Raw genomic sequence first — 18,335 nt, 5'->3', positions numbered from 1 at the left:
GTGAGTCAGCCAGTGACAGACGAGGTGTACGGTGATGAAGAAGGTCCTATCGCACCACTCGATCCCTTAGGCAGAAGAACATAATACGTTGGTGTCTTATGCAGAGATGAAGCGATACTTATCGGGAGTTCGTGTCCGTTTTCCTAGTAGCCTTCCATTGTGAGGATCATACGGACGTTTGCACCGAGAAAATACGCAGATAAACGAATATTATAAATAGATAAGCATGGCTTTTTTGAAAATGGAGGAACTCTTATGCGCTTGTTTAAACTTCCTTTTAAGAGAATAAAAGAAAATCAGGAATTAGTTGTGTCTGAACCAGTAAATATACCAAGGCATGTGGCCATTATCATGGACGGAAATGGCAGATGGGCTCAAAAAAGAGGGCTGCCTCGGATTGCCGGACATCGAGAAGGAATGGATAATGTCAAACGAATTGTCAAAACAGCCAGTCACACAGGAATACATATTTTAACCTTATACGCCTTTTCGACAGAGAATTGGAAGCGGCCAACTTCAGAAGTTGAGTATATTATGAAACTGCCAATTGATTTTCTGCAGCACTATTTACCAGAATTAATAGAGGAAAATGTGAGAATCGAAACGATTGGTGAGGTGGATTTATTACCTTCCAAAACAAAAGCAGCGATTGTCAATGCGAAACAACGTACGGCGGAAAATACCGGATTGATTTTAAACATTGCGATCAATTATGGAAGTCGAGGAGAAATGATTCATTCTATTAAAGAGATTTACCAGGAAGTACAAGATGGAAAGTATAAAGTAGAAGATATCACAGAACATACATTAAGTGAACATTTGTTTACGCGTAATTATCAAGATCCCGATCTGCTGATTCGAACAAGTGGGGAAGTAAGGCTGAGTAATTTCCTGCTGTGGCAATCTGCTTATTCGGAACTTTGGTTTACAGAAACATTGTGGCCGGATTTTGGGCCGGAAAAGTTTGCCGAAGCTATTGAGGACTTCCAACAAAGAAAACGCCGATATGGCGGAATATAAGGTGTGAATAATTAGCATGAAAATTAGAATCATTACAGCAATCATTGCCATATTGTTTTTCTTTCCTTTTGTATTTTTTGGCGGGATACCATTTCAAGTCATTATGTATGTTATAGCGACGATTGGGTTTTTGGAATTATTGCATATGCGCGGCATGACAAAGTATCCTATTCCCACCTTTATAGGGGTCCTGCTCTTATGGGCGTTGCTTTTTCAGAGTGATCACCTGTTTTTCACCTCAAAAACTGAATTATTGATGTTCTTCGTCTTATTATTATTAAGCTACACGGTACTTGTTAAGAATAAATTTACCTTCGAGGACGCAGGATTTCTTCTCTTGGCTTCTATCTATGTTGGTTTGGGTTTCTATTACTTTACGCAGACACGTGGGGTTGAAAATGGACTCATTTATATTTTTTATGCTATTCTAGTGATACTATCAACGGACACAGGCGCTTACTTTTTTGGCAGGGCGTTTGGCAAGCATAAATTATGGCCGTTAATCAGTCCAAATAAAACGATTGAAGGGGCTGTTGGGGGAATTTTGTTAGCAAGTGTAGTAGCCGTTATCTTTCAATATTTTTATCCGGTTAATGACTCCTTATGGCTGGTTATTATTGTTACCATGGTTGCCTCCGCCTTTGCGCAAATCGGTGATCTCGTGGAATCAGCTATCAAACGACAATTTGATGTCAAAGATTCGGGGAAACTATTACCTGGGCATGGAGGTATATTGGACAGGTTCGATAGTTGGTTGTTTGTGTTTCCCTTATTACACTTCCTCCATTTTATCGGTTAATGATTCGTAGCTAAACTAGTAAATAATTGGAGAGTTCAGACGATGAAAAATATAACTTTATTAGGTGCAACAGGTTCGATAGGCGAACAAACATTAGAAGTGCTCAGGGAACACCCTGATCAGTTCAAACTATATAGTTTTGCCTTTGGTAAGAATGTAGAAAAGGCAAAAGCGATTATCAGAGAATTTTCACCGGAGATAGTGGTGACACAAGAGAAAGAAATAAGACAGCAATTGCTTCCATATATAGACAAAGCAAGGATCTTGGTTGGAACAGAAGGACTGGAAGCAGTGAGTGCATCCCCTGATACAGATCTCGTAGTGAACGCAGTTATGGGCAGTGTCGGGCTTACAGCAACATTGACGGCGATTGAGCATAAGAAACAAATTGCTATTGCCAATAAAGAAACTCTAGTAACTGCTGGTCATTTGGTAATGGCTGCTGCAAAAAAATATGGTGTACAGCTTTTACCAGTGGACAGTGAACACTCTGCTATATTTCAAGCGTTAAACGGCGAATCACCTCGTGAGATTAACAAAATTATTTTAACGGCTTCCGGTGGCAGTTTTCGTGATAAAACAAGAAAACAATTGCAAGGGGTCACCGTAAGGGATGCCTTAAACCACCCCAATTGGAGTATGGGTGCGAAGATTACGATTGATTCGGCAACGATGATGAATAAGGGACTAGAAGTGATTGAGGCACATTGGTTGTTTGATATTCCTTATCAGCAAATTGAAGTATTGCAGCATAAAGAAAGTATGATTCACTCGATGGTTGAATATACTGATAAAAGTGTACTAGCCCAATTAGGAACACCTGATATGCGAGTACCCATTCAATATGCGTTAACCTATCCGAAGAGAATCCCACTCGCCTCATCGAAGAGCTTAAATCTGGCAGAAATCGGTACCTTACATTTTTCTGAAATGGATGTTGACCGATTTCCATGTTTATCCTATGCTTATCAAGCGGGGGAAAAAGGTGGATCGCTACCGACCGTGTTAAATGCCGCTAATGAAGTAGCTGTTTCTCTATTCTTAGAGGAAAAAATCACCTTTTTAGAAATCGAAGCTATTATTTCAGAGGCTATGGACTTACACCAAGTCATTCAACAGCCTGATTTGGCAACCATACAAGCGATTGATAACGAAACACGAGTGCACCTGTATGAAAAATATAAATAGCACGATCAGGGAAAGGAGTGCTTTTGATTGACAACTGTAATAGCCTTTATATTGATGTTTGGCGTGTTGGTAACCGTGCACGAATACGGTCACTTTATTGTTGCCAAAAAAACAGGTATGCTCGTACGCGAATTTGCGATTGGGTTTGGTCCCAAGGTATTTGCTACCGTCAAAAATGAAACATTATACACCATCCGTTTATTACCCATGGGAGGATATGTGCGAGTTGCCGGTGAAGATCCAGAGATTGTAGATATTAAACCTGGACAACATATTGGCTTGAACTTTAACGAACAAGGCGAAGTGACACAAATCATTGTAAACAATAAGGCAAAACATCCAGAAGCGTTTGTTATAGAAGTCGAACATATCGATTTAGATCATGACTTGCGGGTGGAAGGTTATGACATCAATGATGAAGAGAGGCATGTATTCCAAATTAATGATAAGGCAGCCTTTATCATGGACGAACGTTCTACACAAATAGCCCCATATAATCGACAATTTGCTTCTAAGTCAGTTGGGCAGAGGGGATTACAGCTTTTTGCAGGGCCATTAATGAATTTTATATTATCATTTGTGCTTTTTCTGATTTTGGCAAATATTCAAGGGGTGCCTGTGGAGGATGTAACGGTCGGTTCTGTTGCTGAAAATAGCCCTGCCGAAGAATCTGGCTTTGAATCAGGAGATACAATAACCGCAATTGATGGACAGCCTACGCCTACTTGGGACGATTTTCGTGACATTGTAGAGGTGAATCCTAATGAATCGCTAAATATGACCGTGCAGCGTGATGGGGAAGAGATCGAGGTAGATGTAACCCCGGCACTCATTGAAATGCCCGATCAATCGATTGGTCAAGTAGGGGTCACTCAAGCCTTGGAAAAATCGTTTATACGTACCATCCCATACAGTATAGAGGAAACCTATTACTGGGCTACCTTGATTTTGACCAATGTCGGCAAGTTAATTACAGGTCAATTCTCTATTGATATGCTTTCTGGACCAGTAGGTATTTATGACGCGACGGATCAAGTGGTTCAAACCGGCTTTCTCAATTTCCTAACTTGGACGGCGGCGTTGAGTGTGAACTTGGGTATTATGAACCTTTTACCACTACCTGCCTTAGATGGTGGGCGCTTGCTATTTGTTGGCGTAGAAGCCATCCGTGGCAAACCAATAGACCCGCAAAAAGAGGGGATTGTTCATTTTATTGGATTTGCTTTATTAATGGTGTTAATGCTCGTGGTAACATGGAATGATATCCAACGATTATTCTTGTAAAAAAGTGCAAAAAAAGCTAGGAAACAATCAATGAGGTGAAAAGTAAATGAGACATAGTCAAACACTAATACCAACATTAAAAGAGATACCTGCTGATGCCGATGCTAAAAGTCATCAACTTTTATTAAGAGCGGGGTTTATTAGACAGACCGTATCAGGCGTCTATACCTATCTGCCATTGGGACATAAAGTATTAAAAAATCTGGAGCAGATCGTGCGTGAGGAGATGGAAAAAGCAGGTGTTACAGAAATGTTGATGCCAGCCTTGCAATCATCGGAACTATGGAAAAAAACAGGAAGGTGGTATAAATTAGGGGCAGAACTAATGCGTCTTCATGATCGACATGATCGAGAATTCGCCTTAGGGGCTACACATGAAGAAGTAATTACTAGCTTACTAAGGGATGAAGTGAAGAGCTATAAAAAGCTTCCATTGCAGCTTTTTCAAATCCAAACCAAGTTTCGTGATGAACAACGGCCTCGTTTTGGCTTACTAAGAGGACGGGAATTTGTTATGAAGGATGCTTACTCTTTTCATACCTCTCAGGAAAGCCTGGATCAAGCCTATGATAATATGTATCAAGCATATAGCAAAATATTCAGCCGTTGTAACTTAAACTTTCGGGCGGTAATAGCCGATTCTGGGGCGATGGGCGGAAAAGATACTCATGAGTTCATGGCTTTAGCAGAAATCGGTGAGGATACCATTGCCTATTCTGATCAATCCGATTTTGCTGCTAATATCGAAATGGCCGAAGTGAACATTACCTATCCGCAAAATGAGAAGGCCTTGCAGGACCTTGAGTTGGTTGATACGCCAGGAGTGAAAACAATGGCTGATGTAGCAGAACTGTTACAGCAGCCAGTAGAAGCAGGTATTAAATCTATGCTATTTAAGGTGGATGAACATTTTGTCTTGGTTCTTGCTCGAGGAGATCGAGAAATCAATGATATTAAACTGCAAAATGCCTTGGGAGCGCAAGAGGTAGAGCTGGCATCAGCAGCAGAGACAGAAGAGCTGCTTGGCACTGAAATTGGTTCGATTGGGCCTATTAACCTCCCAAATAATATCGAGATTGTTGCTGATCATGCTGTGGCGATGATGCGGAATGTCTATTGTGGTGCTAATCAAGCAGGTAAACATTATATCGCTGCCAATCTGGATCGTGATTTTCATGTAGACCGTTATGATGATTTATGTTTTATTAAGGAAGGCGATCCTTCTCCGGATGGCAAGGGTACCATTCAATTTGCCAAAGGGATTGAAGTTGGACAAGTGTTTAAACTAGGGTCTTTCTATGCAGAGAAGCTAGGCGCTCAATACCTGAATGAACAAGGCAAACAGGAAACGATGACAATGGGCTGTTATGGTATTGGTATATCTCGAACACTAGCAGCTATTGTAGAGCAGCATCATGATGAGCATGGTATCATATGGCCAAAAGAAATTGCGCCATACAACGTTCATTTGATTGTGATTAATCCAAAACAAGAAGAACAAGCAGCATTAGCTGAACAAATCTATACAGAATTACAAGCAGCCAATATATCGGTTCTGTTTGACGATCGTCAAGAACGACCTGGTTTAAAATTTAAAGACAGTGATCTAATTGGCTTGCCTCTTCGTCTGACAGTAGGGAAAGCGGCTGTCGATGGTTATGTAGAAAGTAAACAAAGAGAGAGTGGAGATCAACAAGATATCCATATCAACCAGCTAGTCGAAAAAGTCAACGAATTAATCTAATAGCATTGCAATGAATACGGGCAAACCAAAACTTGCCCGTATTATTTTTGTCAGCTGACGAACCCATGGTAGATATTGAACTGCCGATAAGATAGATTATGTTAAGTAGTCCACTTTCCTTAGTGGTGAGTTTGATCGTTTTATCTGTGCAAAGCAAGCGCTCCGGGAATAGGTTCCGCTTTCCATGGGGCCGGCTTCAGCTAACTTGCAAAAGAAGAGCGCTTTTTCAAGTGGATCTTCAGCACGTCCTGCGATGCACAGGATGTTGCGATTTTAGCCTGTAAACCATTTTCAAGTCTCCACCTATTCCCACCGCTAGAAAGCGATTCAACAATGATTATAAACTTTCCTAATTTATAAAAAACACTCCGTCGTATGGAAAATGACCGAATTATGTTAGAATAGTAAATGAAATTATAGTAAAGGAGATTGAAAATGAACATCTCTGGAGAAGAAAAATTTCAGTTATTAACCACGCAGATCGGTATCACCGATGATATGAGAAATAAATATTTTCAGAAAGCAGCAATCCGTAAATTAGAAGTATTTAAGGCCAATCAACAATGGCATTTCCATTTCCAACTGGCAGAGACATTACCAGCAGATATCTATCAGCTATTTATTTTTAAGCTAACAGAAACTTTCTCTTCGATTGCCCGTTTATCCTGGACGATCGAAACGGAATCCAGCCTAACCGATGAGACAGAACCATTTAAATACTGGCAAATCTTTTTATCTGAACTAATCCAAACGTCTCCAAAATATCGGTCGTTTGAAAAAAAACACCCAACAATTGACGATAATAATATTATGTTAACTGTAGGGAATCAAATTGAACAAAATTGGAAAAAAGATATCCAGCAATCGTTTGACAGTTTTTGTGGGAAAGTAGGCTTAGGTAAATACGTGATTGATTTACAGGTAGGAGAGCAACAGGAAGAATTGGAGCAGTTTCAGCAGGCAAAAGCGGAAGAGGATCGTAAAAAGGTAGAAGAAGCCTTCCAGCAGCAAGAAAAACGTGCTCAACAAGCAAATAAAGAACAACACACCGGACCAGTTCAATTGGGATATCCTATCAAAGAGGCAGCTACTCCTATGAAGGATATTACGGAAGAAGAAAAAAATATCGTCTTTCAAGGCTATTTATTTGATGTCGATATCAGAGAGCTGCGTTCCGGTCGGCATTTATTAATATTAAAGGTAACAGATTATACGGATTCCTTCTTGATTAAAATGTTTTCCAAAGGAGATCAAGATGCGGAAAAGTTTAATCAATTAAAAGAAGGTATGTGGATTAAGGCTCATGGCATCGTGCAAACTGATAACTTTAGTAATGAATTAACCATGATGGCCAGAGATATTCAGGAGGTAGCTTCTGTTGTACGTGAAGATAAGGGTCATCAAGGAAATAAGCGTGTCGAATTACATGCCCATACCTTAATGAGTCAAATGGACTCGGTAGTTTCGGCATCTGCCCTAATTGAACAGGCAGGAAAATGGGGACACAAGGCAATGGCTATTACGGATCACGCCGTAGCTCAGGCTTACCCAGAGGCATATGCGGCGGGACAAAAACATGGTGTCAAGATCATCTATGGCGTAGAAGCAAACGTGGTCGACGACGGTGTGCCTATTGCTTATAATGAAACGGATCGTGACTTAATGGATGGTACATATGTTGTTTTTGACGTAGAAACGACGGGATTGTCAGCTATTTATGATACGATTATTGAGCTTGCGGCCGTTAAGTTACATAACGGAGAGATTATTGATCGTTATGAATCCTTTGCGAATCCACATCACCCTTTATCAGATACGACGATTAATTTAACAGGCATTACTGATGATATGGTTCAGGACGCGCCTGAAGTCGAGGATGTATTAAAAGAATTTCATGAATGGATGGGAGACGCTATTTTAGTTGCCCATAACGCGGATTTTGATATGGGCTTTCTCAACACAGGGTTAAAACGCATTGGATTAGACGAGGCAACCAATCCAGTTGTCGATACATTGGAACTGGCTCGTTTCCTCTTTCCGGAATTAAAAAATCATCGTTTGAATACCCTATGTAAGAAGCTTGATATTGAATTAACGCAGCACCACCGAGCAATATACGATGCAGAAGCAACTGGATATTTATTATGGAAATTTATTAAGTTATCAATAGAACGTGATATTGTGAACCATAATCAGTTTAATCGGCATATGGGAGAAGGAAATGCGTATCAACGCTCAAGACCTTTTCATGCGACCTTGCTAGCAGCAACACAAGAGGGATTAAAGAACCTGTACAAACTGATTTCAATGGCTCATATTGACTATTTCTATCGTGTACCAAGGATTCCTCGCTCCAAGTTACAACAATTTCGCGAGGGTATATTAGTCGGTACTGCTTGTGATCAAGGCGAAGTATTTGAAACGATGATGCAGAAATCGAAGGACCAAGCAGAAAAAGTGGCAGGCTTTTATGACTTTATTGAAGTTCAGCCACCAAGTAATTTTATCCATTTATATGATCGGGAATTAGTACAAAACGAGGCACAGTTGTTAGATATTATTCGTAATATTGTACAGCTTGCTGATGACCTGAATAAACCATGTGTAGCAACGAGTAATGTACACCATCTGGAGGAAAATGATAAAATATACCGGCAAATTCTAATTTCTTCACAAAGTGGTAATCCATTAAGCCGTCAGACGTTACCAAACGCCTATTTCCGTACGACGGATGAAATGATATCCTGCTTCTCGTTTCTAGGTGAGGAAAAGGCAGAGGAAATCGTTATTACCAATCCCAACCAGCTAGCTGATGAAATAGAAGAGATTAAGCCGGTAAAAGAGGATTTATATACACCCAATATAGATGGTGCAGAAGAAGAAATAAGGGAACTAAGTTATAACTTTGCCAAATCGGTATATGGTGATCCTTTGCCTGAACTGGTGGAGAAACGCATCGAAAAAGAACTAAAAAGTATTATTGGACATGGGTTTGCGGTTATTTATCTTATTTCACAAAAGCTAGTAAAAAAATCATTAGATGATGGTTATTTAGTTGGTTCGCGGGGGTCTGTAGGATCTTCTTTGATTGCTACCTTTACGGAGATTACCGAGGTTAATCCACTGCCGCCACATTATGTTTGTCCATCCTGTCAGCATAGTGAATTTTTTAATGATGGTACGGTCGGAAGTGGTTTCGATTTACCAGATAAAGAGTGTCCATCTTGTCAGACCATGATGAGAAAAGATGGTCAGGATATTCCTTTTGAAACCTTTTTGGGCTTTAAGGGGGATAAAGTTCCGGATATTGACCTTAACTTTTCTGGAGAATACCAGCCAACTGCGCATAATTATACAAAAATACTATTTGGTGAGGAGAAGGTCTATCGTGCCGGAACCATTGGTACGGTTGCTGAGAAAACGGCCTATGGTTATGTGAAAGGTTATGCCAGTGATAAAGAATTAACCATGAAGCAAGCGGAAGTGGACCGTTTGGTGAAGGGATGTACTGGCGCGAAACGAACAACAGGTCAACACCCTGGTGGGATTATTGTCGTACCAGATGATAAGGAAATCTATGATTTTACGCCGATCCAATTTCCAGCAGATGATCGAAATTCTGAATGGCGTACAACCCATTTTGATTTCCATTCAATCCATGATAACTTACTAAAGTTAGATATTCTGGGTCACGATGATCCTACCGTTATTCGCATGCTGCAAGATTTGAGTGGCATTGATCCACAGACATTGCCTACTGCCGATCCAGATGTAATGAAGATTTTCTCCGGGCCGGAGGTACTGGGGGTTAGTCCTGAACAAATCATGTGTAAAACTGGGACCTTGGGTGTACCGGAATTTGGGACAAGGTTCGTTCGACAAATGCTTGAAGATACCAAACCTAATACCTTTGCAGAGTTAGTGATTATTTCTGGTTTAAGTCACGGAACAGATGTATGGTTAGGAAATGCACAGGAGCTTATCAATAATGGTACTTGTACATTACCAGAAGTGATTGGATGTCGTGATGATATCATGGTGTACTTGATGCATAAAGGACTTGACGCCTCGTTAGCCTTTAAGATTATGGAATTTGTTCGTAAAGGCAAAGGATTAGAGCCGGAGTGGATTGAAGAAATGAAGAAGCATCAAGTGCCGGATTGGTATATTGATTCTTGTCTGAAGATTAAATATATGTTCCCGAAGGCACACGCTGCCGCCTATGTACTGATGGCGATTCGGATCGCGTATTTCAAGGTGCATTATCCAATCTACTTTTATGCCGCCTATTTCACTGTTAGAGCGGATGACTTTGAACTAGATACGATGATTAAAGGATCAGAAGCCATTCGGAAAAGAATAAAAGATATTAACGAAAAAGGTAATGATGCATCACCAAAAGAGAAAAACTTACTTACGGTGTTGGAGTTAGCTTTAGAGATGAATGAACGAGGCTTTTCCTTCAAAAAGGTCGATTTATACAAATCTTCTGCAACAGAATTTTTAGTCGAGGAAGATAGTCTGATTCCTCCTTTTAATGCAGTGGATGGCTTGGGTACCAATGCTGCGATTAATATTGAGAAGGCACGTGAAGATGGTGAATTCTTGTCTAAAGAGGATTTGCGAGAACGAAGCCGTATTTCTAAAACGATTTTAGAGTATCTCGACCACCATGGCTGTTTAGAAGGGATGGAAGAGAAAAATCAGTTATCCTTGTTTTAAGGTATTATGTGGAAAGTAATGCTCTAGTCTATGTTCGGAACGCAGGCTTAGCATGAAAAACGATCCAACTCTGCTTGCAAGAGTTGGATGCTTTATATCATCCACTGTATTGGAAGTTTCGTATCTAGCTCCTTTTTCCCTGAAGATGCCTGATTATCCCATCTAATTCCTTGCGTTCATCCATGGAGTATGCTATATTTTATATAGACTTGATTTTGGTTAGTGAAAAGAGTAAACTTTCACTCTTTCTATGCCGGAAGTACTGAACGATATAGGGTTTTGATAAATCCCTTGCCAGCAGTGGCAAGGGATTTGTCATTCTGTTTCTGACTAATGCAGGACGGTATAGCTAAACGAAAGACAAAGGAGGGAACAAGGTGTCACAAGTAACGCAGCAAGTAGAACAATTAGCCCTCCCCATCGTAAATGAATGTGATCTGGAGCTTGTGGATGTTGTCTATGAGAAAGAAGGCTCTAACTGGTTTTTAAGGGTATATATTGATAAAGATGGTGGAGTAGATATTGAGGAATGTGGTCAAGTATCGGAAAGGTTAAGTGCGGTCTTGGATGAAGTAGATCCGATTAAGGAGGCCTACTTTTTAGAAGTTTCTTCACCGGGTGTCGAACGACCTTTGAAGAAAAAGACCGATTTCGAGAAAAATATTGGACAGCATATCTATGTGAAATTATATGAACCAATCGAAAAACAAAAAGAATTCACAGGTGACCTGGTAGCGTTTAAAGACGATGTCGCTACCATAAACTATAAGGAAAAGACGAAATCGAAAGAAGTGGATGTTCCATTTGCCAAAATTGCAAAGGCACGGTTGGCAGTAACTTTTTGATAAAAAAGGGGGAAATATTGGTGAACAGAGAGTTGTTCGATGCGATTGATTATTTGGAAAAGGAAAAAGGTATTGATAAGAACATCTTGATTGAGGCATTAGAGGCAGCCTTAATCTCTGCCTACAAAAAGAATTTTAAGTCCGCTACTAATGTAAGGGTGGATTTAAACGAAGACGCTGGTTCCATGCGTGTCTTTGCCCAAAAGGATATTGTAGAAGAAGTAGAAAACAAACAACAGCAGATATCGTTGGAAGAAGCACATCAAATAAGTCCAAGTTATGAAATTGGTGATGTCATCGAGATTGAGGTTACACCTAGAGACTTTGGAAGAATTGCCGCTCAAGCTGCCAAGCAAGTGGTCACACAACGTGTAAGGGAAGCGGAACGGGGTATTATTTTCAACGAATACATTGATCGGGAAGAAGATATTATGAATGGAACGATCCAACGTATGGACGGTCGCTTTGTTTATGTAAACCTAGGGAAGGTAGAAGCAAAATTACCAGAGGCCGAATGCATTGATGGAGAGTCTTATCATGTTCATGACCGAATTAAGGTATATGTAACCAAGGTGGAGAATACCAACAAAGGTCCGAGTATTTTTGTATCTAGAACCCACCCCGGCTTGTTAAAACGATTATTTGAAATGGAAGTACCGGAGATTTATGATGGCACAGTAGAAGTGCGGTCAGTGGCTAGAGAAGCAGGGGATCGATCTAAAATTTCCGTTTATGCCGATGATCCAGAGGTGGATCCAGTGGGTTCATGCGTTGGACAAAAAGGTCAGCGTGTGCAAACGATTGTGGATGAATTGCAAGGAGAAAAAATCGATATTGTCCAGTGGTCAGAGGATCCAGTGGTTTACGTCTCTAACGCCTTAAGCCCTTCGAAAGTGATTCGTGTTTTAGTAGACGAAGAGGAGAAGGCAACCACTGTCATTGTTCCTGACTATCAATTGTCGTTAGCCATTGGAAAACGAGGTCAAAATGCCAGATTGGCCGCTAAGTTAACTGGCTGGAAAATAGATATCAAAAGTGAAACCGAAGCCAAGGAAGAAGGGCTTATCACCGAGGAAGATATGGAAGAACAAGATGATTCATTAAACGATCAAGATAGCCTAGATTATGAAACATCATACGAAGACATGGATGAAGATCTATTTAGGTAAGGAGGCATTTACATGACCAAAAAACGAAAAGTACCATTGAGAAAATGTGTCGTGACACAGGAAATGTTTCCAAAAAAAGATTTAATCCGTGTGGTGAAAACGAAAGACGGAGAGGTATTTGTTGATACAACGGGCAAGAAAAACGGTCGTGGCGCCTATATCTCTAAACATCTCGAAACTGTCGTGAAAGCTGAACAAACGGGTGTCTTAGCTAAACAGCTGGAAATAGAGATACCAGATGAAATATATGAACAATTGCGTCAAGCGATGGCAGGCGAATAATATGGAGCAACAATCAGCGTATTTAAACCTGATCGGTCTTGCCACGCGTGCTGGGAAATGTACGTTTGGTGAAGAACAGATTGTCAAAGAAATCCAAGTAAGAAAATCGAAGCTAGTCCTTATTGCAAGTGATATTGGTGATCAGACACGTAAGAAGCTGACCGATAAATGTACGTATTATCGAATCCCTTTTTACTATGTGGCTGATCGCGACACGCTCTCACAAGCTGTAGGAAGATCAGGACGTGTAGCTGTTTCTATACATGAACAAGGTTTCGCCAAGAAGCTAGCTGCATTACTTGATGATAATATTCGGGGGTGAACGTATGTCAAAAATACGAGTATATGAATATGCAAAACAAATAAACAAAACAAGTAAGGAAATTATCCATAAATTACAGGAGTTAAAGGCACCAGTTTCCAATCATATGTCCACTATTACAGACGAAATGAAGTCGAAACTAGATGCACATTTTCAAGCAAAGCCAGCTTCTACTAAAGATAACAACAAGCAGTCAAATAATAAACAACGCAATGCCAACCATAACAAAAAGCAAAATCAGCCAAATAAGAAAAAGAATGGACCAGGTAAGCCAAAACAAGCAGCTGCCAAACAACAAGGCACTCAACCAAAGATGCCTGAAAAGGTTACCTATGTAGGAACGCTTACCGTATCAGAGTTGGCTGAGAAATTAAATAAAGGAGCCAATGAAATCATTAAGAAATTAATGTTTCTAGGGGTAATGGCAACCAAAAACCAGGATTTGGATGACGATACATTAGAAATGATCTGTGCAGAATACGGTGTAGATCTGGAAAAAGAAATAGAGGTCGATAAAGCAGATCTTTCTACGTATATTAAGGAAGATGATCCAAAGCTATTGAAAGAGCGCCCTCCAGTGGTTACCATTATGGGGCACGTCGATCACGGTAAAACGACTTTACTAGATGCGATCCGTCATACGAAAGTAACCGAAGGAGAAGCCGGTGGCATCACACAACATATCGGTGCTTATCAAGTGCGGGAAAATGACAAAAAAGTAACCTTCCTTGATACACCAGGTCACGCAGCATTTACCAGCATGCGATCTCGTGGTGCTCAAGTTACCGATATTGCGATTCTTGTCGTAGCTGCAGATGATGGTGTTATGCCACAAACAACGGAAGCTATTAACCATGCAAAAGCTGCCGGAGTGCCTATTATTGTCGCTGTTAATAAAATGGATAAAGAAGGGGCTAACCCTGATCGCGTCATGCAGGAATTAACCGAGTATGAATTGATTCCAGAAGATTGGGGCGGTGAGACCATTTTCGTTCAGCTTTCTGCTATTAAAAGAGAAGGTATTGACGATCTTTTGGAAATGATTCTGCTCGTTGCTGAAGTAGAAGAATTAAAAGCCAATGCCAATCGAATAGCGAATGGTACCGTCATTGAGGCACAGCTTGACAAGGGCCGAGGTTCCGTCGCATCGTTACTCGTTCAAAATGGAACGTTAAAGGTAGGAGACCCGGTTGTAGTCGGAAATACATTCGGAAGAGTACGTGCCATGGTCAATGACTTAGGTAAACGAATCAAATCAGCAGGGCCATCAACACCTGTAGAAATCACCGGCTTAAATGATGTGCCACTAGCCGGCGATACGTTTGTTGTGTTTGATGATGAACGGCAAGCACGTCAAATCGGCGAAATGAGACAACAACGTCAATTAGAAGAAAAACGAGGTTCTCAATCACGCGTCAGTCTGGATGATCTCTTTGAACAAATTAAACAAGGGGAAATCAAAGATATTAATGTCATCATTAAAGGGGATGTACAAGGTTCTGTTGAAGCACTTGCCGCTTCCCTGAAGAAAATCAATGTAGAAGGTGTGAAGGTCAATATTATTCATACCGGAGTTGGTGCGATTAAAGAATCAGATATTATCCTTGCTTCTGCATCTAACGCGGTAGTGATCGGTTTCAATGTCCGTCCAGATAACAATGCGAAGAAGGCGGCAGAAATAGAAAATGTGGATATTCGTCTGCATCGAGTGATTTACAAGGCAATCGAAGAGGTAGAAGCAGCCATGAAAGGTATGCTTGATCCTGAATACGAAGAGAAGGTAATTGGCCAAGTAGAGGTGCGTGAGATCTTCAAGGTATCTAAGATTGGCACGATTGCCGGAAGTTATGTAACAGACGGAAAAGTAACGAGAGATGCCGGCATTCGTCTTGTCCGTGATGGTGTGGTTATATTTGAAGGAGAAATTGATACCTTAAAACGCTTCAAAGATGATGTGAAAGAAGTGGCGCAAAACTATGAATGTGGTATTACCGTCAAGAACTTTAACGATATTAAAGAAGGTGACATTATTGAGGCGTATGTCATGCAGGAAGTAGAGAGATAATGCTGCTTTATGCAGAAGTAGAACTCTTTTTACCAACTTGCCATTCCTTGAAGGATAAGCGGTCGATTTTAAAACGAATCAAGAAAAAACTAAGTCAAACACTAAATATAGCAGTGGCAGAAATCGCTTATCAGGATTTATGGCAGCGTACATCTCTAGCCCTCGTAACGGTATCAGAATCGAATGAAATCAATCAGCATGTGTTACAACAAGCATTTGACTTAATGGATTCATTTGGGGAAGCGGAGCGCACGATAACGAACGTGGAACAGAGATAGGGTAACTTCGATTAGTGAGGGGGATCCTGCTCGCTAATCGAAGGGACACCAATCAAGCCACTCAGCTATAAAGTTTAACCATACACAAGAGGTGATTGGAATGAGTGAATTACGCTCTAATCGAGTGGCCGAGCAGATGAAAAAAGAGCTTGGCGATATCGTTTCTCGAAAGATCAAAGATCCAAGGATAGGCTTTGTGACGATTACAGATGTAGAAGTAACAGGTGATTTACAACAAGCGAAAATATTTATTTCCGTATTGGGTGATGAAGATAAGAAACAGGAGACGCTCATCGGTTTAGCAAAAGCGAAGGGGTTTATTCGATCGGAAATTGGTAAAAGAATCCGTTTAAGAAAAACGCCAGAACTGTTTTTTGACTTTGATGACACCATTGAGCGCGGCAATCGCATTGAGCATATCCTGAGAGAATTAAACGGACCCAACGATTGATAAAAAACCCTTGTTCCGACAAGGGTTTTCCAATGGTTAATCGTCAAATGAACTAATATAGAAGAGATTAACAGATACAGATTGTATCATGCTAGAGTTTGCGCGGCTTTTGTGGGATATAGCAGACGCGCTTCTGGTTTTCTTATTATTACATAAAGCGAGGAACAAGCATGAATGGTATATTAGTATTATGGAAAGAAAAGGGGATGACTTCCCATGATTGTGTTGCTAAGGTGCGCAGACTGCTGCATACCAAAAAGGTAGGCCACACCGGAACCTTAGATCCTGAGGTGGAAGGGGTATTACCACTTTGTATTGGAGAAGCAACCAAAATAGTGCCCTATCTCACCGATACCAAAAAAATCTATCGTGCCGTAGCAAGCCTAGGTTTATCAACCAATACCGAAGACCATACAGGAACGATTCAAGACAAAAAGGCAGTCCCAGCCCCTGTTTCCTCTAAACAGATTCGCGAGACGTTACAACGCTTCTGCGGAGAAATAACCCAACAGGTTCCCTTGTATTCAGCTGTAAAAGTCAAGGGTAAAAAACTGTATGAATATGCTAGGGAAGATCAAACCGTAGAACGTCCTTTACGGTCGATCACCATCCATGATATTCGATTTTTAGCAACTAATTATGATAAAGTAGAGAACGTGCAAACCATTGAATTTGAGGTTACTTGCTCTAAAGGCACTTATATTCGTACACTATGTGTAGATATCGGAAAAGACTTAGGTTATCCTGCTCATATGGCCAATTTGGTTCGCCAAGGAACAGCGGGTTTTACTGAACAAAACGCTATTACCTTAGCCGAACTAGCAGAAAAAGTACAAACAGAAGCATCGCTTCCACTTTTACCAATAACGGCAGGGTTAACACACTTAGATAGTATTGAAGTGGATGACATCACCGCAACAAAAATAGCGCATGGTCAGAAGCTTCCTTTGCCCGAAAAGATGCCGGATACGACCTATTTTCAAATGTTGCGAAATGAGCAGTTACTTGCTATTTATCAACGGCATGAGACAAAGCAGGAAATAAAGCCCGTACGAGTATGGAAACCTTAAGGAAAGAAAGCAGGTGAAAGATATGGAAATAAAATCATTGACCTATCCCCATTCATTAAAACGGGAAAATTTACGAGAAACAGTAGCGGCAGCAGGTTTTTTTGATGGTATTCATAAGGGACATCAACAAGTAATTAAACAGGCGAAGCAAATAGCAGATCAATCCGGTCGAGCTTCCGCTGTGCTAACGTTTGATCCACATCCTTCTGTTGTCTTACAACGAAAACAGGAAACGGTAAGGTATATTACGCCGATTGAAGAAAAGATCGAGACGATTAGGGAATTGGATGTTGATTATTTATATATTATTCGTTTTGACCATACCTTGGCAAAACTATCTCCCAAACATTTCCTTGAGCATTTTGTAAAAGATTTGCATATTACTCATATCGTTGCAGGTTATGATTTTACGTTTGGACATAAAGGGGCAGGCAATATGCAGAATATCCAGAAACTTGCTGGAGATGATCTGCAAGTAACCATGATTAATAAAATTAATGATAATGATGAGAAAATCAGCTCCACACGAATAAAGGCGGCATTAGCACAAGGACATGTCGGGCAAGTAGAACAACTATTAGGTCGGCCATATTCAATGTCCGGTGAGGTTATCCACGGTGATAAGCGAGGTCGTACGATCGGTTATCCAACTGCCAATATTCGTATTAATGACAATTATTATTTGCCGGCTATTGGTATTTATGCTGTGGAAATCAAGATAGATGGACATGTGCATTATGGCATGGCCAGCCTCGGATATAACCCAACTTTCACGGATGATCGAGAGAATGAAAAATTGGAAGTGCACATCTTTGATTTTGATGATAATATCTATGGTGAAAACGTGACGATCTATTGGCGGAAACACTTAAGAGACGAAGAGAAATTTACTGGAGTGGATGCGTTAATTGCCAAACTGAAGGAAGATGAACGACATTCACGTGATTTTTTTGAATCTCTTTCGTAAAACTCTTGCTTTTTTATGCAAAAAGGTGTAACCTTTAATACGGAAACCATCTACTTGGCAATTCGATTTCTCCGACGATTGCTAGGGGATCGGTGTTTCAATTGTTATATAATATAGGAGGTGAATAGG

At 40.5% G+C, this 18,335-nt stretch carries 15 protein-coding genes; all 15 read left to right on the top strand.

Features of this window, described 5'->3' with window-relative positions:
• Positions 1-255: 255 nt before the first annotated feature.
• Entirely contained in the window at positions 256-1,020 is a 765-nt protein-coding gene (locus BN6556_RS17240; RefSeq protein WP_066193775.1) for an isoprenyl transferase, read from the top strand.
• A 16-nt stretch (positions 1,021-1,036) separates the two neighbouring features.
• On the top strand, positions 1,037-1,819 hold the full coding sequence (locus BN6556_RS17235; RefSeq protein WP_066193771.1) for a phosphatidate cytidylyltransferase: 783 nt from the start codon (positions 1,037-1,039) through the stop codon (positions 1,817-1,819).
• A 42-nt stretch (positions 1,820-1,861) separates the two neighbouring features.
• On the top strand, positions 1,862-3,007 hold the full coding sequence (locus BN6556_RS17230; RefSeq protein WP_066193769.1) for a 1-deoxy-D-xylulose-5-phosphate reductoisomerase: 1,146 nt from the start codon (positions 1,862-1,864) through the stop codon (positions 3,005-3,007).
• A gap of 27 nt (positions 3,008-3,034) precedes the next feature.
• Complete coding sequence (rseP, locus tag BN6556_RS17225; protein WP_066193766.1) at positions 3,035-4,291, top strand: RIP metalloprotease RseP; 1,257 nt, start codon at positions 3,035-3,037, stop codon at positions 4,289-4,291.
• Positions 4,292-4,337: 46 nt separating this feature from the next.
• Entirely contained in the window at positions 4,338-6,035 is a 1,698-nt protein-coding gene (locus tag BN6556_RS17220; protein ID WP_066193763.1) for a proline--tRNA ligase, read from the top strand.
• Between the two features lie 435 nt (positions 6,036-6,470).
• A complete protein-coding gene (locus BN6556_RS17215; protein ID WP_066193761.1) occupies positions 6,471-10,757 on the top strand; it encodes a PolC-type DNA polymerase III in 4,287 nt (1,428 codons plus the stop codon).
• A gap of 377 nt (positions 10,758-11,134) precedes the next feature.
• Complete coding sequence (gene rimP, locus BN6556_RS17210; RefSeq protein WP_066193757.1) at positions 11,135-11,602, top strand: ribosome maturation factor RimP; 468 nt, start codon at positions 11,135-11,137, stop codon at positions 11,600-11,602.
• A gap of 20 nt (positions 11,603-11,622) precedes the next feature.
• Entirely contained in the window at positions 11,623-12,771 is a 1,149-nt protein-coding gene (gene nusA, locus BN6556_RS17205) for a transcription termination factor NusA (RefSeq protein ID WP_066193755.1), read from the top strand.
• Between the two features lie 12 nt (positions 12,772-12,783).
• The gene (gene rnpM / locus BN6556_RS17200; protein WP_066193751.1) at positions 12,784-13,053 is read left to right on the top strand and encodes an RNase P modulator RnpM; all 270 of its coding nucleotides are present in this window, start codon (positions 12,784-12,786) and stop codon (positions 13,051-13,053) included.
• 1 nt (position 13,054) lies between these two features.
• Entirely contained in the window at positions 13,055-13,375 is a 321-nt protein-coding gene (locus tag BN6556_RS17195) for a L7Ae/L30e/S12e/Gadd45 family ribosomal protein (protein WP_066193749.1), read from the top strand.
• A 4-nt stretch (positions 13,376-13,379) separates the two neighbouring features.
• Complete coding sequence (gene infB, locus BN6556_RS17190; RefSeq protein WP_066193746.1) at positions 13,380-15,440, top strand: translation initiation factor IF-2; 2,061 nt, start codon at positions 13,380-13,382, stop codon at positions 15,438-15,440.
• The gene (locus BN6556_RS17185) at positions 15,440-15,718 is read left to right on the top strand and encodes a DUF503 domain-containing protein (protein ID WP_078060139.1); all 279 of its coding nucleotides are present in this window, start codon (positions 15,440-15,442) and stop codon (positions 15,716-15,718) included. Before infB ends, BN6556_RS17185 begins: the two co-directional genes overlap by 1 nt.
• A gap of 100 nt (positions 15,719-15,818) precedes the next feature.
• Entirely contained in the window at positions 15,819-16,169 is a 351-nt protein-coding gene (gene rbfA, locus BN6556_RS17180) for a 30S ribosome-binding factor RbfA (RefSeq protein ID WP_066193742.1), read from the top strand.
• Between the two features lie 170 nt (positions 16,170-16,339).
• Complete coding sequence (gene truB / locus BN6556_RS17175) at positions 16,340-17,239, top strand: tRNA pseudouridine(55) synthase TruB (RefSeq protein WP_066193739.1); 900 nt, start codon at positions 16,340-16,342, stop codon at positions 17,237-17,239.
• A 22-nt stretch (positions 17,240-17,261) separates the two neighbouring features.
• The gene (locus BN6556_RS17170) at positions 17,262-18,206 is read left to right on the top strand and encodes a bifunctional riboflavin kinase/FAD synthetase (protein WP_078060234.1); all 945 of its coding nucleotides are present in this window, start codon (positions 17,262-17,264) and stop codon (positions 18,204-18,206) included.
• Positions 18,207-18,335 lie beyond the last annotated feature (129 nt).

It is taken from the genome of Gracilibacillus timonensis (assembly GCF_900086715.1).
Taxonomy (GTDB): domain Bacteria; phylum Bacillota; class Bacilli; order Bacillales; family Amphibacillaceae; genus Gracilibacillus; species Gracilibacillus timonensis.
The sequence above is the reverse complement of the archived record's forward strand: the minus strand, read 5'-3'. Positions and strand labels throughout refer to the sequence as shown.

Bases quoted from the DNA above. Each gene is read 5' to 3' on its own strand.
- BN6556_RS17215 (WP_066193761.1), top strand. From the start codon at position 6,471: ATGAACATCTCTGGAGAAGAAAAATTTCAGTTATTAACCACGCAGATC.
- BN6556_RS17240 (WP_066193775.1), top strand. From the start codon at position 256: ATGCGCTTGTTTAAACTTCCTTTTAAGAGAATAAAAGAAAATCAGGAA.
- BN6556_RS17230 (WP_066193769.1), top strand. From the start codon at position 1,862: ATGAAAAATATAACTTTATTAGGTGCAACAGGTTCGATAGGCGAACAA.
- BN6556_RS17170 (WP_078060234.1), top strand. From the start codon at position 17,262: ATGGAAATAAAATCATTGACCTATCCCCATTCATTAAAACGGGAAAAT.
- truB (WP_066193739.1), top strand. From the start codon at position 16,340: ATGAATGGTATATTAGTATTATGGAAAGAAAAGGGGATGACTTCCCAT.
- BN6556_RS17235 (WP_066193771.1), top strand. From the start codon at position 1,037: ATGAAAATTAGAATCATTACAGCAATCATTGCCATATTGTTTTTCTTT.
- infB (WP_066193746.1), top strand. From the start codon at position 13,380: ATGTCAAAAATACGAGTATATGAATATGCAAAACAAATAAACAAAACA.
- BN6556_RS17185 (WP_078060139.1), top strand. From the start codon at position 15,440: ATGCTGCTTTATGCAGAAGTAGAACTCTTTTTACCAACTTGCCATTCC.
- rnpM (WP_066193751.1), top strand. From the start codon at position 12,784: ATGACCAAAAAACGAAAAGTACCATTGAGAAAATGTGTCGTGACACAG.
- BN6556_RS17220 (WP_066193763.1), top strand. From the start codon at position 4,338: ATGAGACATAGTCAAACACTAATACCAACATTAAAAGAGATACCTGCT.
- rbfA (WP_066193742.1), top strand. From the start codon at position 15,819: ATGAGTGAATTACGCTCTAATCGAGTGGCCGAGCAGATGAAAAAAGAG.
- BN6556_RS17195 (WP_066193749.1), top strand. From the start codon at position 13,055: ATGGAGCAACAATCAGCGTATTTAAACCTGATCGGTCTTGCCACGCGT.